Raw genomic sequence first — 21,652 nt, forward strand, 5'->3', positions numbered from 1 at the left:
AAGCCCCAACCCGCAAAAAAACCCGTGAAAACCGGCTATACTGCGCTAATCGCTCCACTTGCGCGATTAGCGCACAAAATATGAAAAAGCCGCAGCTGCTGGACGTGCAGGTCGCCGAGCGCGACCTGATCGATGGCCTGATCACGGGCCTGCACGTCATCACCGCCTTCAACGACGACACCGCGCGCCTGACCGCCACCGAACTGGCCGCGAAGGTGGCGATCAGCCGCAGCGCCGCCCGGCGTTATCTGCTAACGCTGGTCCACACCGGTATGGCCGCCACCGACGGCAAGACGTTCTGGCTCACGCCCAAGGTGCTGACGCTGGGCCGCTCCTACCTCGATTCGGCGCGGCTGCCGCGCGCCATCGTGCCGTATCTGCAAAAGCTCACGTCGGAGCTGCAGGAATCGACCAACTATTCGGTGCTGGAGGGGGACGACGTGGTGTATGTGAGCCGCGTGAACGCGCCGCGCCAGCTCACCACCGGCTTCGAGCCGGGCACGCGGCTGCCCGCCTACGCGTCGACGGCCGGCCGCGTGCTGCTGTCGGCGATGCCGGACGACGCGCTGCACGCGTATCTGGCGCGGGTGGAGCTGATCGCCTACACGCATCTGACGGTGACGGACAAGCGCCAGCTGTTCGACGAGCTGGTGGCGATCCGCGAGAGCGGCTTCGCCGTCACCGAGAACCAGTACGAGATCGGTTTTCGCGGCATCTCGGTGCCGGTCAAGAGCCGGCGCGGAAACCTGATCGGGGCGCTGAGCGTATCGATGATGACGGCCAGTTCGTCCAGGGCGGAGGCGAGCGCGCGCTGCGTGCCGGCGCTACAGGCGACCGCCAACACGCTGATGCTGTGGGTATGACACTGAAAATCGGGTAACCTTGGCGCCTCACCCTATATTTTAGGAGCGAACACCGTGGCCACCAAATCAAGCGACGCCGCCGCGCCGGCCCTGCTCTCGGGCGGCAACCCGAAGATACCCAAGGCCTACGGCGACGCGCCGGTGCAGGCCTACATCGCCGCCATGCCGGGCTGGAAAAGCGACCTGGGACGCCGGCTCGACGAGATCATCGTCGCCACCGTCCCGGGCGTGAACAAGGCGGTCAAGTGGAACACGCCACTGTACGGGATCGCCGATCAGGGCTGGTTCCTGGGCTTCCACTGCTACACCAAATACGTCAAGGTCACCTTCTTCAATGGCGGCTTTCTCGACCCGATGCCGCCGGGCGCCTCCAAAACGGCCGGCGTGCGCCATCTGGACCTGCGCGAGGACGACCCGCTCGACGAGGAGCAATTCGCCGATTGGGTGCGGCAAGCCAGCCTGCTGCCCGGCGAGCGGATGTGATCCGCCGTCAGGCCGCCCGCGCCACGCGCGCGGGTGCGGCCCGGCCGCCGCCACCCTCGCGCCCGGAGGCGGCGAAGATGGTGTCGGCGATGATGTCGGCGGTCGCCGCCGACAGCGTCCAGCCCAGATGCCCGTGGCCGGTGTTGTAGAACACCGTCGGCGCCTTGCCGCGTCCCACGCGCGGCATCAGGTTCGGCATCATCGGCCGCAATCCCGCCCACGGCGTGACGCTGCGCGTGCTCACGTCCGGGAAGCAGCGCCCCACCCACTCCACCAGTGGCGCGATGCGGTCGGCGCGGATGTCGCGGTTAAAGCCGTTGAATTCGGCCGTGCCGGCCACGCGGAAACGGTCCTCGCCCAGGCGGCTGGTCACCAGTTTGGTCTCGTCGTCGAGCAGGCTGACGGTGGGCGCGGCGGCCTGGCTGGCGGCGTCGTTCAAATGGACCGTGATCGAATAGCCCTTGACCGGATAAACGTTGACGCGGTCGCCCAGCATGGCCGCCATCTCGCGGCTGGCGGTGCCGGCGCAGACCACCACCGCGTCGTAGCGGCTCACTTGTGCGACACCATCTTGCTCGACCGTGATGTCGACGCCGCCGGCGCCGGCGCGCATGGCCGTCACCTGCTGGCCGAAACGCGTTTCGACGCCCAGCCGCCGCGCCGCCAGCGCCAGCCCGGTGGTGAATTTGTGGATGTCGCCGGTGCAGTCGCTGACGGTGTAGTGGCCGCCGTAATAGTCGCCGCGCAGTGTCGGTTCGATGGCGCGCATCTCCTCCGGCGTGACCGCGCGGCGCGACAGGCCGCCCTCCAGCAACAACCTGGACACCGTGGCCGCGTGCTCGAAGCCGGCGCGGTCGCGGTAGATGTGCAGGATGCCTTCTCGTTTGAGATCGAAGTCGATGCCCTCGTCCTTGGCCCACTGGAACAGGTGCTCGCGCGCGGCCAGCGCCAGCTGGGTGGTGGCGACGGTGTTGTCGCGGTAGTGCGGCATGGCGGCGACGAACTCAGCGAACCACGACAGCTTGTGCCAGCTCGGCTTGGGATTGACCAGCAGCGGCGCGTCGTTCTTCAGCATCCACTTCAAGCCTTTGGCGATGGTCGAGCGGTGGTTCCACACCTCGGCGTTGGAGGCGGACAACTGGCCGCCGTTGGCGAACGAGGTTTCCATCGCCGCGTAGCGATGGCGCTCCAGCAAGGTGACGGCGAAGCCGCGTTTGGCGAGGGCGTAGGCGGTGGTGACGCCGGTGATGCCGCCGCCGATGATTGCTATGGTTTTCATGGGACTCCAGACCGTCAAAGGGGATGGTCTCGGCGCACATGCGCAAAGACACCCCCTCTGTTCTGGACCTGAGAGATTCACGCCGGGCCGCGATGGCGGCAGCGCTTGCTCCTTCGGTGCGGCGGACGACGTCCGAGCCCTGCCGCTCTTCAGAGTTTGAAATGCTGTATCGGTCCTTTTGCCTGAGAGTTTCCGGGGCGGTTGCTCCTTCGGCGCTGTTCGGCGGAAAATCCCGCGACAGTCTCTCCCGATACGGCGATGGCTTTTGGCCACTGCGCTCCAGGCCGCACATCGCAGGCATGGAGAACGGCGCAAGCTTACCCGAAAAATCGGCCGGACGCCATCCGCCTATGTTATTTATCTTTTACGGTCACTGGGAACCAAGGCCGCCGGTCCCGGTCCAATAATAGACGCGCGGGCGGCCCGCCATCGCGCTGAACAAGGAGTTGCCATGAGCCCCTGCCTTATCGTGTACTACTCCCGCACCGGGGTAACGGCCAAGGCGGCCACCACTTTGGCGCGGGCCTGCGGCGCCGATCTGGAACAGATCCAGGACGTGCAGCCGCGCGGCGGCGCCGGCGGCTTCCTGCGCTCGGCCTGGCAAGCCTTGCGCAAGTCCCCGGCGGAAATAGTGCCTCCGCTGCACCATCCGGCCCACTACCCGTTCGTCGTGCTGGGCACGCCCGTCTGGGCCGGGCGCATGAGCGCGCCGATGCGCAGCTACATCTTGCAGCAGCGCGAACATTTCCGCCGCGTCGCCGTGTTCTGCACCATGGGCGGCCGCAACGGCCAGGACGTGCTGACGTCGATGGCGGAACTGTGCAACCAACTGCCGGTCGCCAGCATGTGTCTGCGGCAACGCGACGTGCTGGAGGACCGCTGCGCACAGGCGCTGGCCGACTTCGCCGGCGAACTGGCGATCGTCCAGCACGAGGCGCACGCCGACGCGGCGCCGGATCCGGCGGGCCACCCGGTGTGAGCGGCCCGCCGCCGTCCAGGAGCCGTCATGGCCTATAAAACCATCCTGGTCAACGCCGAGGCGGCGCGGCGCGCGCCGTACATCGTCGCCTGCGCCGCCCGCGTCGCACTGGCCGAACAGGCGCATCTGGTCGGGCTGGCCAGTACCGGCATCAACCCGCTGATGTATCAATGCAACGCGGTGGCGCCGGGCGTCGTCCTCCGCCAGGAGGAGCTGGACTCACTCACCGCCAGCGCGCGCCAGGCGCTGGCGGCGTTCACCGCCACGGCCAGCGGGCTCGGCGTGCTGTCGTCCGAGGAGCGCCTGACCAACGACGCCCTGCCCGACAGCCTGATACGGCAATCGCGCTACAGCGACCTGGTCGTTCTCGGTCAAACCGATCCCGGTGAAGCGGCGCCGCTCCCCGGCGAAACGCTGCCCCAACAAGTGATCCTGCATTGCCCGCGCCCGGTGCTGGTGGTGCCGCACGCCGGCGACATCGAGCGGATCGGCGAACGACCGCTGCTGGCGTGGGACGGCGGCATGGCGGCCAGCCGCGCGCTGCTGGCAGCGCTACCGTTGTTGCGACGCGCGACATTGTCGACGCTGGCCATATTCAATCCGGTCCAGGTTTACGATGCTCACGGACAACTTGCTGGCGCGGACATGGCCACGTGTTTGGCGCGCCACGGCGTCAAGCTCGACGTGGTGGCGCGCGACACCGACGGCGACGTCGGCGAGGCGTTGTTGACGCTGGCGGCCAACCTCGGCGCCGACCTGCTGGTCATGGGATGCTACGGCCACACGCGCCTGCGCGAAATGCTGCTGGGCGGCGCCACGCGCAGCGTGCTGCGCAGCATGACCTTACCGGTGCTGATGACAGCCTGACCTGGCCGCGTGCCATGCGAGAGATCGGAATCACCGGAATCACCGGAATCACCGGAACCACGTAGGGCGGATTAGCGGAGCGTAATCGGCCATGCATGCGCAGAGGCGGCTCATCGATGGCCGATTACGGCGTTCCGCCTAATCCGCCCTACGCGCCCTACGGAAATCGTGCATATGATTCCCGCCGCACGCGGACCGAAGACCCACGCCTGCCACCTCAACGGAACACCAGCACCGGCAAATGGCAATGGGTCAATACCTTCTGCGTCTCGCTGCCCAACAGCAAAGCCTGCAGCCCCCGCCGGCCGTGCGAAGCCATCGCCACCAGGTCGCATTGCCGTTGGCGCGCCGTGTCGATGATCGCCTCGTAAGGCTGCTCATGCTCGACCGTCAAGGTCTCGCACGGCACGCCCTGGGCGGCGGCCGCCGCCGCGACCGGCTCCAGCCGCGCGCGCGCCCGCTCGGCAGCGCTGGCGGCGTAATCGTCGGGCGTGCCCGCCAGCACCTCCGGGCGCGTGCTGAGTACGCGGAACGGCGCGGTCACGTGCAGCGCCGTGACCCTGGCGCCGTGGAACTTGGCCAGCGCCAGGCACGGCGCCAGCGCGGCGACGGACGGCGCCTCGCCATCCGTCGGAAACAAGATGTGCTTAAACATGACGGCTCCCGGGGAAGTCAGCGGGCCGTCGTCGACGCCTGGCCCAGCGCCTGCTGCAACGGCGCCGACTGCGGATTGCTGACGGTGCCGGCGGCGATCTCCCGGGGAGACAAGGTCCGGCCGTAATACGCGTTGGTCAGGCTTTGATTGAAACGGATATCGTTGACCCCGACCGCCACGACGTCGCCGAACAAGCCCTTGGTGCCGCTCCAGGCGACGACATCGCCGGTGCCGGCCGTCCCCTGCGCCAGCTTGCTCCAATTGAGCACGGTGAGCCCCGCGTCGGCGCTCAGCGCGACATTGTTTTTCTTCATCAGCTCGTTGACCGCCTTGTCATTATTGAGAACCAGTGCCACCGGGCCGCCTTCCGCCCCGGCCTGCAACCCGACCGTCAAGCCGCCGATGTCATAGAACGCCGGTCCGCTCCAGCCACCGTCCGCCTGCTTCAACAGCAGCAAGCCGGCACCGCCATGGGCGCCGACGCCTAGCGCCGCCCGCCCGTACGAGGGCACGATCAGCACGCCTTTAGCCTGCCGCAGCAATTGCTTCATGCGCGGTTCGGCCTCGAGCTGGCGCACCACGGCCAGCGCGTCGCTGACGCGTTGCGCCGCCCGCTGCGCGGGCTTGACACCGAGGTCGTCGCTTTGACCCGATTGCTCACGTTGACCGGATTGACCGCTCTTGCCACCTTCGCTCTGGCCGAACGCGGCCCCGCACACCGACGTCGCGATCAGCCATGCAAGCGCCGTCGCCTGCGTTTTCCGTTGGATAAACATATGTTTCCCCTTTATGCGCGTAACTCGTTGTCGTACGCGGGTGCGTACCAAATCATGCTAGTCCGGGCGCGCGGTGAACGCCTTTGATCTCAGACAAAGTGTGCGAATAAACCGCCATCGATTTGATCCACGGCATCCGCTGCCAGCTCGAGCCTGCTATAGAAAGCCGCCAAATAAGGGAATCATCGGCGCGAAACCCGGTCAAATCGTCATGCGATCGGAATCCATCGGAGGCAGGCCATGACGACGACCACCAGGCTCGATAGAAGTGTATGGCAACCATACTTTGACCACGTATCAAAACTGTTGCTTGGGAAGCGCGTCGAGATCGAGGTCGACTCGCTGCAACTTGGCAGCCAGCTCGCCGCCGAATGGTTGCCGCTGTTCGGCGTCACCTATGACAAAAAGGACGATCTCATCGCCATCATGGCGGAGGGCCTCGACCACATGATCCGCCAGCCGCGCGACGTGTTCATCGACGCCGTGGGGAGCGAGCTGCTCAGCATGGAAGTCATCGACGGCGACGGCGCCAGCCAGATCATCAAATTCAAGACACCGCTCCTGCTGCCGGCGGCCTAACCGGCGCGGCCGGCCGCACCACATGGTCTTCGAGCACCGAACACACGCCGGGGAATTGCTGGCACAACAGCTCGGCGCCCACGCCCGCCGCGACGACGCCGTCGTGCTGGCGTTGCCCCGTGGCGGCGTGCCGGTCGGCTTTGCCGTCGCCGAGGCGCTGGAGGTGCCGCTCGACATCCTGCCGGTCCGCAAACTCGGCGTCCCCGGCCACGAGGAGTACGCGATGGGCGCGCTCGCCAGCGGCGGACAGCCGGAGCTGCAAGCGGAAGTGCCGCGAACGCTGCGCATCCCCAAGCACACCGTCGACGCGGTGGCGCGGCGCGCGCTGGGCGAGCTCCGGCGCCGCGAAAAACGCTACCGCGCGGGCCGGCCCCGGCGCGAACTGCGCGACCGCATCGTCATCCTGGTCGACGACGGCATGGCCACCGGTTGCACCATGCGGGCGGCGCTCCACGCCGTACGCCGCGAACATCCGCGGCGCGTCATCGTCGCCCTGCCGGTCGCCGCGCCGGAGGCATGCGAGGCGTTGCGCTCGGAAGCCGACGAAATCGTCTGCCTGCTCACGCCCGAGTCGTCTATTCAGTGGGGTGCTGGTACGACGATTTCGAGCAAACCAGCGACGCCGAGGTCGTCGCGCTGCTGGACGCCGCCGCCCGCAGCCGGGCGCCGCAGGCGCGATGATCGGCCGCCGGTGCGACAACGCACATCGCATAAAGTTGAAATTTGGCATAATTGTGCGCATCCCAGCACAACTCGATAAGGCTAGACATGTCAGAGAATGAAAAAGCGGCGGCTCCGGCGATGGACGCCGAGACCCTGGACTTTATACGCGGCGTGTTCACGATCGTGCGCGCCGGCGAGGCCGAACGCCTGGCGGCGCTGGTGGCCAGGGGCTTGCCGGTGAACTTCCGCAACGAAAAGGGCGACAGCCTGATCATGCTGGCCAGTTACCACGGCCACCTGGACACGGCGCGCGTGCTGCTCGAAGCCGGCGCCGACCCGAACGTGCCCAACGACCAGGGACAGACGCCGCTGGCCGGCGTCGCGTACAAGGGTTACCTGGAGATCGCCGAGCTGCTGCTGGCGCACGGCGCCAATATCGAGGGCGCCAGCCCGGACGGCAAAACGCCGTTGATGATGGCGGCCATGTTCAACCGCACGGACATCCTGAATCTGCTGATCGAGCGCGGCGCCATCGTCGACGCGGTCGACAGCCGGGGCATGACGGCGATCTCGCTGGCGCAAACGATGGGCGCCAAGGACACCGCCGCGCTGCTGACGGCCAGGAACCCCTGACGCCCCGCCTCACGCCCCGATCAGCCCCTGCCCGCAGACGCGGATGGTCGCGCCGCTGATGCCGAACGCGCCAGGGGTGCCCAGGAAGGCGATCAATTCGGCGACGTCGCGCGGCTGCCCGCTTTGTTTGACGGAGTTCAGACGCCGCCCGATCTCGCGTATCATCCACGGCATGGCATCGGTCATCGGCGTGTCGATAAAACCCGGCGCGACGGCGTTGATGCAGATGCCGCGCGGCGCCAGCAGCGGTGCCTGGGCCGCCACATAGCCGATCAACGCGGCCTTGGACGCGGCGTAGTTGGTCTGCCCAAAATTACCGGCCACGCCGCTGACCGACGACAGGCAAACGATGCGGCCTTCGTCGCGCAGCACGTGGCGTTGCAGGAACTGTTGATCGATCGCGATCACGGCGGCCAGGTTGACCTGCACCACCAGATCCCACAAGTGCTCCGGCATATTGGCCAGCGTGCGATCGCGCGTGATGCCAGCGTTGTGGACGACGATGTCGACACCGCCGAAGCGTTCGAGTAAAAAGTCCGCGAGACGTTCGGCGCTGTCCGGCGCCGCGATATCGGCGAGGAAGGGAACGGCGGCATAGGGTTCGCAGACCTTGCGCAACTCGTCGGCCGCGCCCGGCACATCAAGCGCGACGACCGTGGCGCCCTCCTGCGCCAGCCGCTCCACCACGGCCAGGCCGATACCCCGGGCGGCGCCGGTCACCAGCGCGACCTTGCCGGACAACGCCCGCGTGAACGGCATGGCCGTCGGCGCGGCGACATCGGCCGCCACATGAAACGCCTGCCCGGTGACGTAGGTGGTGCGCGCGCCGCAGAAAAACCGCAGCGGGCCGTCGAGCCGGTCCAGCGCGTCGCGGGCGACGTAGCCGAGATTGACGGTGACGCCCCTGGCGCCGGTTTCCTTCGCCAGTGAACGCACGAAGCCTTCCACGCCACGGGCCACCGCTGCGGCGGCAGGCGTCAAAGCCGCGCCCGGATCGGCCGCCAGGATCAGAACCCGGCCATTCCGGGCCAACTGCCGCACGACCGGATGCAGACCGTCGTACAACGCGCGGTAGTCCTGCGGCGCCACGCAACCGGTGGCGTCCATCGCCACGATATCGAGCGGCCCCACCGCGTCGCCGCGCGGCGCTTCCTTCGGCGCCGCGCCGGCTCGCGTCAAAGCCGCCGCCATGGCATCGGCCGCATAGCCGCCGACGGTGCGGCGCAACAGGACGTTCTTGCCTTCAAACGGCCGTTCCACATACGGGCCCGCCTCGCGCCACAACGGTACCGGATTGGGCAGGCCGATGGCCTTGACAATGGCGCCGCTGAGCGGGTTGCGGTTCAAGCGCATTAACAAATCAGACATGTGTTTCTCTTCGAGACCGATAACACGTCATTATGCCCCGCATTCGAACAAGTCCGCCGGCGGCGCTCGGTGGACAGCGCCGGCCGCTTAACCCGGCTTGCCGTCCGTCCGCGCGCTGGACAGATACGGGCGGTAGACGGCCGCGTACAGCCCGAACGCGACCGCCCAACAGGCCGCGCTCACCAGCAGCACCACGCCCGCGCCGCTATCCCAGCCCAGCGCCGACAGCACCCGGCACAAGGCGCTCACCTGGATCAACACGAACATGACGCGCTCGGCCCGGCCGGCCTTGAGCGCACGCCCGGTGTGCCCCAGCGTCGTGCGGGTCATCATGCCCATGATCAGGCCGGCCATCGAGCCGACCGCCAACGCGTGGAAGCCGGCGCTGGCGCTTACCAGTTGCCAGGCCGCCAGCGCGAGCAGCACGAAGCCGGCCGCGATCCACGCGTACGACAGATGCATGACCCACAGCAGCGGCAGCGACAAGGTCCGCAGCGCCTGCCAGCGCCACAACCGCAACAACACCAGCGCGGCGGCCGCCAGCGCCAGCGGCGCGAACAGCCACGCCGGCGCCGACGCCACCCAGGCCAGCGACGACGCCGCCAGCAAACCGAGCGACACCCGGTCCAGCTTGGGCTGCACCAGCGGCGTGGTGCCCGGCGCGCCGTTACGCGTGAACATGGGGATGATGCGGGTGCCGATGGCCGATTCCATGATGACGATGACCAGGATCGCCGCCTGGATCGGTGCCGTCGGCGCCAGCGCCAGCCAGCCCAGCGTAATGGCGTGGAACACGCCGTTGGCCGCCGCCATCAAGCCCAGCAGGCCAACCAGGAAGTAGTTGCGCTTGTTGCCCGACTGTTGCATCACGCGCCACAACGGCCACGCGGCCAGCGGCAGGAACAGCCAGTCGATGACGGCGGCGGCCACGGGCGGCGCCAACAGCATCGCCACGCGTCCGAGCAGCCACAGCATCACGAGCGCCGCCAGCTTGCCGCGCACCGGCGTCCACAGGCCGGTCCAGTTGTAGCCGGCCGTGTAGAGGAAACCGACCACCACGGCCGCCGCCATGCCGAACACCATCTCATGCATGTGCCAGGCGAAGCCGACGTGCAGCAGGCCGGCCAAGCCACCCCGTATCCAACCGTAATACTGTGCCATCCACAACGGAACGGCGAGCGCGGCGAACAGCGCGGCGCACAGGTAGAAGGGACGGAAGCCCAGCCGCCACAAGGGGTGGCCGGTGTGCCAGGCACCCGCGCGGCCGGCGGGTTCTTCGATGTGGAGCAAGGTCATGATCGTCGTTCCTTAAGGGTTCCAATACATTGTCTGCGCCGTGTCAGCACCTGTGAAGACCGCCGCCCGATCGGCTTAACCTGGATCAAGAAAATCAAAAATGGCGCCGCCGTTGGGCCCGTAGCCATCGACCGCCGCGCCGCTTTCGCTTAGCCTGTCGGTGTTGTTTCAATTAATGACCAAAAGAGGAAATGCGATGCAAACCACAGTACTGAAAATAGACGCCATGGATGGCGAAGCCTGCGCCGACAAGGTCGCCCAGATTCTCAACGACATGCACGGCGTGAGCGAAGTGAGCGTGTCGCTGCGCGACGGCATGGCGATCATGCGCATCGACCAATCGCTGACCTCGCCGCACCTGCTGACGCGGCGCCTGGCGCTGGCCGGCTTCCCCTCCTACAGCGACGCGCCGGAAGAAGCCGCGCAGCCCCAGACCGCCGGCGGCTGCTGCGGCGGTTGCTGCGGTGGCTAGGCCATGTGCGGCCGGCGGCGCCTCACGCGCCGCCCTGCATCCGGTGCTCGACCGCGTACACCGCGGCCTGCACCCGGCTGCTGAGCTTGAGTTTTTTCAACACGTTCTGGACATGGATCTTGACCGTGCTTTCGGCCAGTTCCAGGTTGCGGGCGATGCTCTTGTTGCTCTCGCCGCGCGCCAGGCAATCGAGGATTTCGCGCTCGCGCGGGGTCAGCTTGTCGAGCTCGGACGCGACCGGCGCCGCCGCCCCGCTCTGCAACTGCGCCACCAGCTTGGCCGTCATCGCCTCGGCCACCACGGTCTCGCCGGCGGCGGCGCGGCGGATCGCCCGGGTCAGATATTCGGTGTCGATGTTCTTGAGCAGATAGCCGCTGGCGCCGGCCTTGAGCGCCACGCCCAGGTCCTCGGCGTCCTCGGACACGGTCAGCATGACGACCGCGCTGTCGGGGCAATCATGCCGCAGCAGCTGCAGCGTCTCCACGCCGGACATGCCCGGCATGTTCAGGTCCAGCAGCACCACCCGCGGGCGCAGCTGCAGCGCCAGCTTGATGCCTTCGAAGCCGTCGGCGGCCTCGCCCACCACGCAAAACTCGGGGTGGCGCTGCAGCAGCGAGCGGATGCCGCTGCGGAACAAGGTATGGTCGTCGACCAGCAGCACGCTGATGGCGTTGGGGTCCGGATTGGTTTGCATGGGCGATGTCTCTATAAAATGTGGTTTATGCCGCGTTATGCCGCGCGCCGCTGGGCGCGCCCCAGGTGCACGCGCACGTCGGTGCCGGCGCCGGGCGCCGACGTCACGTCCAGCCGCGCGCCGATGCGCTGCGCGCGCTCGCGCATGATGGTCAGGCCGACATGGGCCCCGTCCTTGGTGTCGAGCCGCAGCGGATCGAAGCCGTGGCCGTCGTCGCGGATGCTCAGGTCGAAATCCTCGCCGTCGGTCAGCCGCAGCCACACCTGGCGCGCCGACGCGTGCTTGCGCACGTTCGACAGCGCTTCCTGCACGATGAACAGCAATTGCAGCTGGTGCTCGCGCGGGAACGGCGCGCCGTCGCTGTCGGCCTCGATATCGACCGCGATGCCGCTCTGGCGGCGGAACTTGTCGACCACCGTCTCCAGCGACGACACCAGGTTGCCCTCCTGCAGGCGGGTGCGGAAGTTGTGCAGCAGCTCGCGCACGTCCTGGTAGCTCTCCTCGACGCCGGCGCGCAAGGCCGGCACGATGCTCTCGACCTCGTCCACGCGGCCGCTCTTGAGCGACTGCTCCAGCATCTGCACCTGCAGGTTCAGGAAGTTCAAGCCCTGGGCGATGCTGTCGTGCAGGCCCTGCGCCACCAGGTTGCGCTCCTCGGAAATGGCCAGTTCGCGGTCGCGCCCCTGCAGGCGCTGGTTTTCGATGGCCGTGCCCAGCAACTGGCCCAAGGTCTCGAGCAGCGCCGTCTGCGCCGCGCTGAACTCGGTGGTGGTGCGGAAATGCAGGTTGAAAAAGCCCAGGTGCTGGCGCTGCGCGAAGATATGGAAGATCGAAATGGTGGCGAAGCCCTCGCGGTGGCATTGCAGCGTGTGGCCGCGGTCCATGCGGCGCAGGTCGTGGATCACCGCCAGCTTGCTGACCACCGCCTCGCCGCACAGGCACTCGCCGACCTTGAGGCAGCGCTCGGTCTCGACCAGTTTTTCGGAGATGCCGTGGTGCACTAGCATGTGCAGGTTGCCGCGGTTGGGATCGAGGATGCGCACCGAGCCGCCGTCGGCGCTGAAATAATCGCTGATGCGGTTCAGGAAGCCGTCGCACATCGCCTCCGCCGATTGCGGCTGCTGCAGGAAGGCGGCGCTGTCGTACAACAGCGCCAGCTCGCGGTTCTGCTGCTCCAGCTCGGCCGTTTTGGTGTGGACCCGCTGCTCGAGGTTGGCGTAGGAATCCTGCAGCTTGTCGGCCATCTGGTTGAAACCGCGCGCCAGCGCGCCGAATTCGTCGCTGCTGTCGACCGGCAGCCGCACGCTCAAATCCTGTTCGCGCATGCGCTCGATGCCGGCCTGCAGCCGCGTCACCGGCGACACGATCATGTTGAACAGCAGATAGATGATGCTCACCGTGCCGAACAGCGCCAGCGCCAGCAGCAACAGCTGCGAGGCGCGCAGCCAGAAGGTGCGGCCTTCGCTGTCGTGTTCGATGTGCTGGACCAGCTGGTCGACGCGCAGCACGAAGCGCTCGCCGAGCTGCTGGACGGCGCGCACCTCGGCCGCCGGCGGCGGGTCGCGCGCCAGCAAGGCGCCGGCGCGCGGCGCCAGTTCGCCGCGCCACTGCTGCCGCACCTCGCCGAACACGCCACGGATGACGCTGGTCGGCGGCAGGAACAGCGGCCGCTGCGGGTCGCCGCGCTGCAACAGCTCGAGCGTGGCGTCGATGCGCTTGAGCTGCGCCCCCAGCTCGCCGGCGGCGGCGGGATCGGCGCGCCCGGCCGGGGTGTCGAGCCGGCCGGCCAGCATCGCCAGCCGATAGCTGTCCATGCGCAGGCTGCCGGCCACGTTGATGGCGGCGGCGCTGCCTTCCAATTGCCATGAAAGCAACAATGTCGAGCCGATCACCAGCAGCGCCACCGCCAGGAAGCCCAGCAGCAGCCCGACGATGCGGGTCGACAGTTTTTGCCAGCCGGCGAACAGCGCCGGCTTCAGCACGGCGCGCGACGCCGGCAAGGGCGGCCAGGTTGGGCGGGATGGGACATCGGCGGCTCCGTTAATCAGTAACAAGGGGAAAGTATAACTTGCGGCGCGGCCATCAACCGCCGGTTTGCGACATGAAGCGCACGATCTTTTCCGGCTGGCGGCCGAAGTCATGCTCGCGGGGCTTGAGTTCGATCGCCGCGCGGATCGCCTGCTCCAGTTCGGCGTCGGTGGCGCCGCCGCGCAGCAGCGGGCGCAGCGGGAATTGCTGCTCTTGCCCCAGGCACAGGTACAAGGTGCCGTCGACCGCCAGCCGCACCCGGTTGCAGGTGGCGCAGAAATGTTGCGACAGCGGCGTGATGTAGCCGATGCTGGCGCTGCCGTCGGCGGTGCTCCAGTAGCGGGCCGGGCCGCCGCCCAGCTCCAGCGCCTGCGGCCGCAGGCCGAACTTCTCGGCCAGCCGCGCCTGCACCGGCGCCAGGTTCAGGTAGGCGGCGTTCTGGCCGGTCTCGCCCATCGGCATCACTTCGATCAGGCGCAGCATGAAGCGTTGCTCGATGCAGAAGGCGGCCATGGCGTCGATCTCGGCGTCGTTGACGCCGCGCATGGCCACCATGTTGATCTTGACGGGCGCCAGGCCGGCCGCCTTGGCCGCCTGCAAGCCCTCCAGCACGGCCGGCAGGCAGTCGCGGCCGGTGATGCCGGCCATGCAGTCGCGGTCGAGCGTGTCGAGGCTGACGTTGACGCGGGTGACGCCGGCGGCCTTGAGGGCGGCGGCGTGGCGCGCCAGGCGGGTGCCGTTGGTCGACAGCGACAGGTCGCGCACGCCGGGCAAGGCCGACAGGCGCGCGGCCAGCTGGGGGATTTGGCGCCGGGTCAGCGGCTCGCCGCCGGTCAGGCGCACGCGCGAGGTGCCCAGGCGGGCGAAGGCGGCCACCACCCGTTCGATCTCGTCAAAGCTGAGCCAGTCGGGCGGGTCTTCGTAGCCTTTGAAGTCCTTGGGCATGCAGTAGGTGCAGCGCAAGTCGCAGCGGTCGGTGACCGATACCCGCAGATAGTCGATCGATCGACCGAACCGGTCGCTTAACATCGTCGCTCTCCTGTTATGGTGTGGGGACATTGTAGCGGCCGCCGGGGCGCCTGGCACTGCGCACGACGGCGTAGCGCGCCTAGTTCTTTGTGACTAGTCCAGCAAGCCCAGCATTTTGGCCTCGTAGATCGCCTCGGCGCGCGAATTGACCTTGAGCTTGCGATAGGTGCGGCGGATGAAGGTCAGCACCGTGTGGCTCGACACCCGCATCAAGCCGGCGATCTCCTCGGTGGTGAAACCCTTGGTGATCAATTCCAGCACCTGCTGCTCGCGCGGCGACAACTGGGTGTGCAGCGGCTGGGCCTCGGCCGCCGTCGCGCTTTGGGCCAGCGCCTGCCGCACCGGCGGCAGGTGGCGGAAGCGGGTCAGCATCTGGCGCGCGATGATCGGGCTGATCGGACTGCCGCCCTGGAAGATGCTGCGGATCTCCTCGGCCAGGCCGCCCGGTTTGGTGTGCTTGAGCAGATAGCCGGCCGCGCCGGCCTCGATCGCGCGCATCACATGCAGCTCGTCGCCGAAGATGGTGCTGACCATGACCGCGCAATCGGGCCATTGGCAGGCCGCCGCGCCGATCACGTCGATGCCCGAGCCGTCGGGCAGGCCCAGGTCCACCACCAGCACGTCGCAGGCGCGGCCGGCGAGCATTTGCAGGCCCGCGTGGCGGGTGCTGGCCGCCGCCGCCAGCACCATGTCGTCGGCGGCGGCCACCGTGCCCTCGAGCGCGTGCAGGAAATCCATGTCGTCCTCGACGATGCCGACACGGATGGGTTGATGGAGAGCTGGATTGATGGTTGCCGTCATCGTGGGCTTTCTCAGTGAAAAGTGGCGACCGGCGCCAGCGCCGCGGCCGGCTGCGACAACGGCAGCCACAGCAGCACAAGCGTGCCGCCGCCGCCGGCCGGCTCCCACGCGATCGCGCCGCCGATGGCGGCGGCGCGGCGCTGCTGGTTGAGCAAGCCCTTGCCGCCGAGCTGGCGCGCCGCCGCCAGGTCGAAACCGGGGCCGTTGTCGGCGATCGACACGGTCACGCCGTCGCCATCGAACGAGGTGGCCACGCGGATCTCGGTGGCGTTGGTGTGCTTGACGATGTTGCTCAGCGCCTCCTGCAGGATGCGCAGGATGTGCAGCGCGGTGCGCGGGTCTATCCACTCGAGCGGGGGGACGTCCGCCACGGCCCAGTGCAGGCGCATGCCGGCCAGGCGCAGGCGTTCGCCCAGGCGGTAGCGCAGCGTCGCCAGCAACAGCAGCAGGTCGGCCTCGACCGGCTCGAGCGAATCGATCGTCAGGTGCAGGTCGTCGATGCAGGCGCGCAAAATATCGGGCACGGCGTTGTCGTCGAGCTGGCCGCGCTCGACCGCCCACAGCGCGCTTTGCAACGACGAGCCCAGGCCGTCGTGCATGTCCTGCATCAGCCGCAAGCGTTCGCCGGCGAGCGTCTGCTTGTGCTCGATCTCGATGAGGCGCTGGTAGCTGAACGCCAGCTCGGCCTCGCGCTCGCGCAGGCGCGAGACCAGGCGCAGGTTGCTCTGCTCGGCGAGCGCCAGCGCCGCGATGTAGCGCCGATACATCAGATAGCACAACATGGCGAAATTTTGCAGGTTGATGTAGGGCCCCAGATACCAGTGCTCCGGACCGAGGAAATTGCTTTGCAGCGCCCAGTCATTGATGCCGTACAGCACGCCGAAGCCGACCCCGACCGACATGAGCATCGCATCGGGCGAGCGCCGCCACGAGGCCCGCACGCCGGCGGCGGTGATGGCGACGCCGGCCGAGATGGCCAGCAGATAGAGCAACGGCGTGACCAGCGGCGTGTTCGGCCACGCCGCCAGCACCGGCGCCGAGAACCCGGCGACCAGCAGGTTGACCGCCAGCAGGCCGCGGCTGAGCCAGCGCTGGCGCTGGCCGTGGACCATCTCCAGGAACGCGTGCGCCAGCGTCAGCATCCAGAACAGCGAGTTGAGCATCATCCACGCGAGCCAATCGTTGTCGAGCCGCGCCTCGCAGAAAAAGTTCAGCGAGCGCACGAACTGGGCCGCCGCCAGCAGCGTGAACAGGCCGTAGCCGAGGCCGACGCCGCGCCAGATCCAGACAAAGGCCGAAAACACGCCGACGGCGACAAAGGCGCCGACGCACATGAGCGGCAGATAGACTTGCAGCCACTGGCGCCCCTGGTAGCGCCAGCCGATTTCGTCGGTCGTGCCCAGCCAGACCGAGGCGAGCGCCGTGCGGCTGCTGCGCGGGTGCTCGATGCGGAACAGGATCTCGCGCGGCGGCGCGCCGCCCCCGCCGCCGTCCAGCTCCAGCCACAGCGGCGACCAGTACCAGGTGGCGCCCTCGAGCTGGCGTTGGTGGCGCAACCGGCCGTCGACGTAGACCGCGATCGGTCCGTAGGCCTTGACCCGCGCCGCGTACAGCATTTGCGCCGCGCCCGGGCGCCACGCCGGCAGCGTCAGGCGGTACCAGGTGGTGACGATCTGGGCGCCGCCGGCCGGCGCCGCGCGCGCCTGGCCCAGCACGTCCGACGCGTGGGCGTGGGGCAGGCGCACGGCGCGCCACGCGCGCGGCAGCGTGGCGCTGTCGACGCTGGCCGCCGCCGCCGTGTAGCGGCCGGCGGCGACGTCCTGCGTGTCGGCCGCCGTCAGGTGCAGCGCCTCGGCCCGGACGCCCGCCACCTGCAACAGCGCGCTGACGATGCACGCCGCCAACCGCCGCGGCGGCGGCGCACGGAGTCGGCGAGACGGGCGCGGTAATGCTGTGCATGGATACAATCGGGCCCCCGGGACCGGGCGGCTAGGCGCCATCAGTGACTATTAAGAAAATATCAATATTAGTCTTAATGGTAACAGCAATGTTAGTGATTTTGGACGTCCCGGATGTCCCCAATTTTGGGGACAACGCCCATGCCGCTTCGGAGGTAGAGTGGACGGTATCAACGAGGCCCCCATCATGAAACTGTCGCTCGCGGCGAAATTCAACATCGTGTTTCTGTCGGTTTTCGCGCTCGGATTCGCCGCCGCCAGCGCCGTCACCGACTATCTGCTGCAGCAAAACGCGCGCGAGGAAACCTTGCAGAGCGCGCGCGTGCTGATGCAGGCGGCCATCGCCGCGCGCAGCTACACCTCCGGCCAGGTCGCCCCGCTGCTCGACATGCAACTCAAATACGAGTTCCTGCCGCAATCGATCCCCTCCTACGCCGCCACCGAGCACCTGAACCACCTGCTCAAGTCGTATCCGGATTTCAGCTACAAGGAGGCGACGCTGAACCCGACCAACCTGCGCGACCGCGCCGCCGACTGGGAGGCCGACATCGTCAACACGCTGCGCGCCAAACCGGATCTGAAGGAGATGGTCGGCGAGCGCGGCACCGCGATCGGCCCGGCGCTGTATGTCGCCCGCCCGCTACAGATCACCAACGCGGCCTGCCTGCGCTGCCACAGCGTGCCCGACAACGCGCCCAAGACCATGCTCGACATCTACGGCCGCAACAACGGCTTCGGCTGGAAGCACATGGAAATCATCGGCGCGCAGGTGGTGTCGGTGCCGATGGAGGTGCCGCTGCGGCGCGCCGGCGTCATGCTGCGCAGCTATATGGTGTCGATGCTGGGCATCTTCGTGTTCCTGTTCATCGCCCTCAACCTGATGGTCCACCTGTTCGTCACGCGCCGCATCACGCAGATGTCGCGCCTGGCCGACCAGGTCAGCATGGGCGAGTTCAGCGCCGAGGAGCTCGACGTCCGGGGCGGCGACGAATTGTCGGTGCTGGCGCGCTCCTTCGGCCGCATGCGCACCAGCCTGGCGAGCGCGATGAAGATGCTCGAAGAGTAAGGGAAGCGGCCCGACATGCCCGCGCAACTGGGGAAATACCGGATCGACGCCATCCTCGGCAAAGGCGCCATGGGTGTCGTCTACAAGGCCTTCGATCCGCACATCGAACGGGTGGTCGCGCTCAAGACCGTCCGCAAGGAGTTGTTCAGCGACGCCCGCCAGGCCGAGTTGATCAGCCGCTTCAAGAACGAGGCGCAGGCCGCCGGCCGGCTGCAGCACCCCAACATCGTCAGCGTGTACGAATACGGCGAGGACGCCGACTCGGCCTACATCGCCATGGAATTCGTCGACGGCACGCCGCTCAACGCGCTGATGGTGGCCGGCCAGCCGACCGCGCCGGCGCGCGTGGCCGCCTGGATGGGCGACCTGCTGCTGGCGCTCGACTATGCCCACGCGCGCGGCGTGGTCCACCGCGACATCAAACCGGCCAACCTGCTGGTCACCGCCGCCGCCCAGCTCAAGGTCGGCGACTTTGGCGTGGCCCGCATCGAATCGTCGACGCTCACGCAGACCGGGTCGATGATCGGCACGCCCAGCTACATGTCGCCCGAGCAGTTCCGCGGCGAGACCGTCGACGGCCGCTCCGACGTGTTCTCGGCCGGCGTGCTGCTGTACCAGTTGCTGACCGGGGTGCGGCCGTTCACCGGCTCGCCGACCATCGTCATGCAGCAAATCCTCAATCAGGTCCCGCCGCCGCCGTCGCAGCTGCTGCCGTCGCTGGGCACGGGCTACGACCGCCTGGTGGAACTGGCCATGGCCAAGGCACCGGCCGACCGCTTCGCGTCGGCGCGCGCCTTCCTCGACGCCCTCGTCCGGGTCGGCCAGAGCGGCGGCGCCGATGCCGACGCGCTGGCCGACACCGACCGTACGGTGCTGGCCGCCGCCCTGCGCGCGCAGCCGCCGCGCGGCCAGCCCGACATCGAAACCGGCACCGGCTCCGGCGTGCACACGATGACGCCATGGAAGCTGGAAGCCTTCCCCGAACTGGAAACCATCCTGTCGCGCCAGATCGGCCCGATGGCCAGGTTCCTGCTCAAGAAGGTGGCGGCCAAAGCGGACGGCATCGACGAACTGTGCGAGGCGCTGCTGGCGCACATCCCCTCCGAACTGGGCAAGGTCGAATTCCAACAGGGCGTGGCGCTGGTCAAGCGCAAACTCGCCGCCAGCGGCACCGGCACCGGCACCGCCTCGCGCGCCGCCATGGGCGGCCGCAGGGCGACCGGCATGGGGACGGGCCTGGGCGGCGCCACCGGCGTCGCGGCCGGCGCGGCGGGCCGCCCGGCGATCCGCGCGCCAGTCGCTTTCGACGACGCCTTGGTCGAGGCCACGGCGCAAACGCTGACGATGCTCATCGGCCCGATCGCCAGGGTGGTGGTCAAACGGGCGGCGCGCCAGACCAACGACCGCGACGATTTCCTGCGCCTGGTGGCCGCGCATATCGAGATGCCGTCCGAGCGCGCCCGCTTCCTGGCCGAAAACGGTGTGGCGGGATGAGCGCCGCCACGCCGCTGTCCGACAGCCGGCCGCAGCGGCTTGCGATCGGCATGGCGCTGGGCGCCACCGACACCGGCCCGGTACGCGGCAGCAACGAGGACAACTTCCTGATCGACGCCGAACTGGGACTGGCGATGGTGGCCGACGGCATGGGCGGCCACCAGGCCGGCGAAGTGGCCAGCGCCGGCGCCCTGACGACGCTGCGCGACTACCTGCGGCGCCACGGCGGCCGGGGGACGGCATTCGAAAGCGCCGACGCCGACGCCACCTGGTCCGACCTGTCGATGCACGCCGTGGCCCTGCTGCACGACGCCATCGACGCCGCCAACCAGGCGCTGTACATGCGCAACCTGGCGCACAACTGCATCGATGGCGGCGGCATGGGCACCACGTTGTGCGGCTACTGGCATCCGCCCGGCGCCACCGCCGTGGTGCTGTTCAACGTCGGCGACAGCCGCCTGTACCTGCAGCGCGGCGGCCGGCTGGCACAGCTCACGCGCGACCAGACCTTGTATCAGCAAGCGCTCGAATCGGGCATGTTCGACAACCTGCCGGCCAGGAATTTGCTGCTGCAGGCGGTCGGTCCGTCGCCCCGGGTGACGCCGGAAGTGCGCTCGCAAGTGGTGCTGCCGGGCGACTTGCTGATGCTGTGCAGCGATGGTTTGCACGGCGCCGTGCCGCACGGCGAAATCGAGCAGGTGTTGGCCGGCGCAAGCGCCGCCACGCTCGATGCCGACTGCGCGCGCCTGATCGCGCTGGCCACGCGCTACGGTGGACGTGACAACGTCACCGTGCTGCTGACGTGTTGCGCATCATGAGCGGCAGCGCGCGCCAGATGATCTACGCGTCAGGCGCCGGGCCAGGCGTGGCCGCGCCAGTCGCCATCGAGCAGCGCGCTGAACGCGTCCGCCGACGGCAAGCCGCGGCTCAGGACCAGGCACGGCGCCACCTTGGGCGAGCCGTCGGTCCACCACAGGCATTGCCCCTGCAGCGCGGCGGCGGCGATGGCCGGCACCAGGCCGGCGCCCTCCGCCGCCGATGCCAATGGCGGTGCCGGCGGATGTATCCCTGCCAGCGCGATGACCGGGGACTGCCGGAGCGGCGCCGGCGACGCCGCGACAGGGGGCGCCAGCGCCTCGACGGCGGCATCGAACGCCTCGAGCGAAAAGCCCTCCTCCAGCGACGACAGCGCCAGCAGTTCCAGCTGCGCATACCAGTCGTGATGCGCCGTCACGCAATCGAGCAGCGGCGCCGCGCCATCGAGCGCACGCGCCAGCGTCAACGGAAAATGGCGGCCCACGCGGTCCACGCTGGGCATCAGCAGGCCGGCCCGCGCCTGCGGTCCGCACACGCCCGGCGCCAGCGCGAAGCGCCAGATCGGACTACTCAGATAGGTGTCCAGCCAACGCGCGCCCAGCGCCGCCCTGCTGCGCTGCAAACCGTCCTGCAGCCAGGCGTCCCATTGCCGCTGGAACTCCGGCGCCAGCCGGCGCGTAACGAAATCGCCATGGCTGGTGACCTTGCCGAAAAAGCCGGTGCGCGGCTCCTCCATCGTCGCCGTTGGCACTCCATTATTTTCCAAATCCATGATGCCTCGTCGATGGTTAACACGCCGCGGCCCATGTGGCGAACCGCTTGGTTTGGCGCCGACCACTATACCCGATAAGGC

Annotated in this window: 22 protein-coding genes and 1 riboswitch; of the genes, 11 read left to right on the forward strand and 11 right to left on the reverse strand. The window is 68.2% G+C overall.

The genetic code is table 11. The features are described 5' to 3' along the window. Nucleotides 1–80 precede the first annotated feature (80 nt). Complete coding sequence (locus JOD97_RS03810; RefSeq protein ID WP_209713434.1) at nt 81–863, forward strand: IclR family transcriptional regulator C-terminal domain-containing protein; 783 nt, start codon at nt 81–83, stop codon at nt 861–863. A gap of 54 nt (nt 864–917) precedes the next feature. After that, nucleotides 918–1,346: a DUF1801 domain-containing protein gene (locus tag JOD97_RS03815; protein ID WP_373999778.1), complete on the forward strand. Its 429-nt coding sequence runs from the start codon at nt 918–920 to the stop codon at nt 1,344–1,346. 7 nt (nt 1,347–1,353) lie between these two features. Here the strand turns inward: JOD97_RS03815 and JOD97_RS03820 are convergent, their stop codons facing one another. Continuing rightward, entirely contained in the window at nt 1,354–2,625 is a 1,272-nt protein-coding gene (locus JOD97_RS03820; protein ID WP_209713436.1) for a D-amino acid dehydrogenase, read from the reverse strand. Between the two features lie 160 nt (nt 2,626–2,785). Continuing rightward, nucleotides 2,786–2,885: riboswitch (glycine riboswitch) on the reverse strand. 191 nt (nt 2,886–3,076) lie between these two features. Between JOD97_RS03820 and JOD97_RS03825 the strand changes: the two genes are divergently transcribed. Together JOD97_RS03825 and JOD97_RS03830 are read left to right on the forward strand one after the other, a co-directional pair. Then, entirely contained in the window at nt 3,077–3,604 is a 528-nt protein-coding gene (locus JOD97_RS03825) for a flavodoxin (protein WP_209713438.1), read from the forward strand. A 27-nt stretch (nt 3,605–3,631) separates the two neighbouring features. Continuing rightward, a complete protein-coding gene (locus tag JOD97_RS03830) occupies nt 3,632–4,471 on the forward strand; it encodes a universal stress protein (protein ID WP_209713440.1) in 840 nt (279 codons plus the stop codon). Nucleotides 4,472–4,688: 217 nt separating this feature from the next. Here JOD97_RS03830 and JOD97_RS03835 read toward each other — a convergent pair whose 3' ends face one another. Then, nucleotides 4,689–5,126 (reverse strand): universal stress protein, encoded by a 438-nt coding sequence (locus JOD97_RS03835; protein WP_209713442.1) that lies wholly within the window; start codon nt 5,124–5,126, stop codon nt 4,689–4,691. A gap of 17 nt (nt 5,127–5,143) precedes the next feature. Continuing rightward, nucleotides 5,144–5,902 (reverse strand): lipid-binding SYLF domain-containing protein, encoded by a 759-nt coding sequence (locus JOD97_RS03840; RefSeq protein WP_209713445.1) that lies wholly within the window; start codon nt 5,900–5,902, stop codon nt 5,144–5,146. Between the two features lie 240 nt (nt 5,903–6,142). Here JOD97_RS03840 and JOD97_RS03845 point away from each other — a divergent pair, with 240 nt between their 5' ends. From JOD97_RS03845 to JOD97_RS03855, 3 genes are read left to right on the forward strand one after another with little or no spacing between them, the layout of a single operon-like run. After that, nucleotides 6,143–6,481 carry a DUF5335 domain-containing protein gene (locus JOD97_RS03845; RefSeq protein WP_209713448.1) on the forward strand — a complete coding sequence of 113 codons (339 nt, stop codon included), beginning with the start codon at nt 6,143–6,145 and terminating at the stop codon, nt 6,479–6,481. 22 nt (nt 6,482–6,503) lie between these two features. Beyond that, the gene (locus tag JOD97_RS03850) at nt 6,504–7,241 is read left to right on the forward strand and encodes a phosphoribosyltransferase (protein ID WP_229264173.1); all 738 of its coding nucleotides are present in this window, start codon (nt 6,504–6,506) and stop codon (nt 7,239–7,241) included. Nucleotides 7,242–7,249: 8 nt separating this feature from the next. After that, entirely contained in the window at nt 7,250–7,777 is a 528-nt protein-coding gene (locus JOD97_RS03855; protein ID WP_209713450.1) for an ankyrin repeat domain-containing protein, read from the forward strand. A gap of 9 nt (nt 7,778–7,786) precedes the next feature. Here JOD97_RS03855 and JOD97_RS03860 read toward each other — a convergent pair whose 3' ends face one another. After that, complete coding sequence (locus JOD97_RS03860) at nt 7,787–9,145, reverse strand: 3-oxoacyl-ACP reductase (protein ID WP_209713452.1); 1,359 nt, start codon at nt 9,143–9,145, stop codon at nt 7,787–7,789. Nucleotides 9,146–9,232: 87 nt separating this feature from the next. After that, nucleotides 9,233–10,441 (reverse strand): NnrS family protein, encoded by a 1,209-nt coding sequence (locus JOD97_RS03865; RefSeq protein WP_209713455.1) that lies wholly within the window; start codon nt 10,439–10,441, stop codon nt 9,233–9,235. Between the two features lie 196 nt (nt 10,442–10,637). Here JOD97_RS03865 and JOD97_RS03870 point away from each other — a divergent pair, with 196 nt between their 5' ends. Then, nucleotides 10,638–10,913 (forward strand): heavy-metal-associated domain-containing protein, encoded by a 276-nt coding sequence (locus JOD97_RS03870; RefSeq protein ID WP_209713457.1) that lies wholly within the window; start codon nt 10,638–10,640, stop codon nt 10,911–10,913. Between the two features lie 22 nt (nt 10,914–10,935). On the opposite strand, the gene JOD97_RS03875 is transcribed toward JOD97_RS03870, so the two are convergent. The 5 genes from JOD97_RS03875 to JOD97_RS03895 all read right to left on the reverse strand — a co-directional run bounded on the left by JOD97_RS03875 (nt 10,936) and on the right by JOD97_RS03895 (nt 17,369). Next, on the reverse strand, nt 10,936–11,607 hold the full coding sequence (locus tag JOD97_RS03875) for a response regulator (RefSeq protein WP_209713460.1): 672 nt from the start codon (nt 11,605–11,607) through the stop codon (nt 10,936–10,938). A gap of 35 nt (nt 11,608–11,642) precedes the next feature. After that, entirely contained in the window at nt 11,643–13,607 is a 1,965-nt protein-coding gene (locus JOD97_RS03880; protein ID WP_229264174.1) for a type IV pili methyl-accepting chemotaxis transducer N-terminal domain-containing protein, read from the reverse strand. Between the two features lie 82 nt (nt 13,608–13,689). Continuing rightward, nucleotides 13,690–14,664 (reverse strand): GTP 3',8-cyclase MoaA, encoded by a 975-nt coding sequence (gene moaA, locus JOD97_RS03885; RefSeq protein ID WP_209713462.1) that lies wholly within the window; start codon nt 14,662–14,664, stop codon nt 13,690–13,692. A 93-nt stretch (nt 14,665–14,757) separates the two neighbouring features. Continuing rightward, nucleotides 14,758–15,465 (reverse strand): response regulator transcription factor, encoded by a 708-nt coding sequence (locus JOD97_RS03890; RefSeq protein ID WP_209713465.1) that lies wholly within the window; start codon nt 15,463–15,465, stop codon nt 14,758–14,760. Nucleotides 15,466–15,476: 11 nt separating this feature from the next. Beyond that, a complete protein-coding gene (locus JOD97_RS03895; RefSeq protein ID WP_209713467.1) occupies nt 15,477–17,369 on the reverse strand; it encodes an ATP-binding protein in 1,893 nt (630 codons plus the stop codon). 241 nt (nt 17,370–17,610) lie between these two features. On the opposite strand from JOD97_RS03895, the gene JOD97_RS03900 reads away from it, so the two are divergent. From JOD97_RS03900 to JOD97_RS03910, 3 genes are read left to right on the forward strand one after another with little or no spacing between them, the layout of a single operon-like run. Then, the gene (locus tag JOD97_RS03900) at nt 17,611–18,489 is read left to right on the forward strand and encodes a DUF3365 domain-containing protein (RefSeq protein WP_209713470.1); all 879 of its coding nucleotides are present in this window, start codon (nt 17,611–17,613) and stop codon (nt 18,487–18,489) included. 15 nt (nt 18,490–18,504) lie between these two features. After that, a complete protein-coding gene (locus JOD97_RS03905; protein ID WP_209713472.1) occupies nt 18,505–19,983 on the forward strand; it encodes a serine/threonine-protein kinase in 1,479 nt (492 codons plus the stop codon). Beyond that, nucleotides 19,980–20,801 (forward strand): PP2C family serine/threonine-protein phosphatase, encoded by an 822-nt coding sequence (locus JOD97_RS03910; RefSeq protein ID WP_209713474.1) that lies wholly within the window; start codon nt 19,980–19,982, stop codon nt 20,799–20,801. The genes JOD97_RS03905 and JOD97_RS03910 overlap by 4 nt, the downstream gene beginning before the upstream one ends. A gap of 29 nt (nt 20,802–20,830) precedes the next feature. Here the strand turns inward: JOD97_RS03910 and tagF are convergent, their stop codons facing one another. Continuing rightward, nucleotides 20,831–21,571: a type VI secretion system-associated protein TagF gene (gene tagF, locus JOD97_RS03915; protein WP_209713476.1), complete on the reverse strand. Its 741-nt coding sequence runs from the start codon at nt 21,569–21,571 to the stop codon at nt 20,831–20,833. Between the last annotated feature and the right edge of the window lie 81 nt (nt 21,572–21,652).

It is taken from the genome of Duganella sp. 1411 (genome assembly GCF_017833525.1).
Classification (GTDB): domain Bacteria; phylum Pseudomonadota; class Gammaproteobacteria; order Burkholderiales; family Burkholderiaceae_D; genus Rugamonas.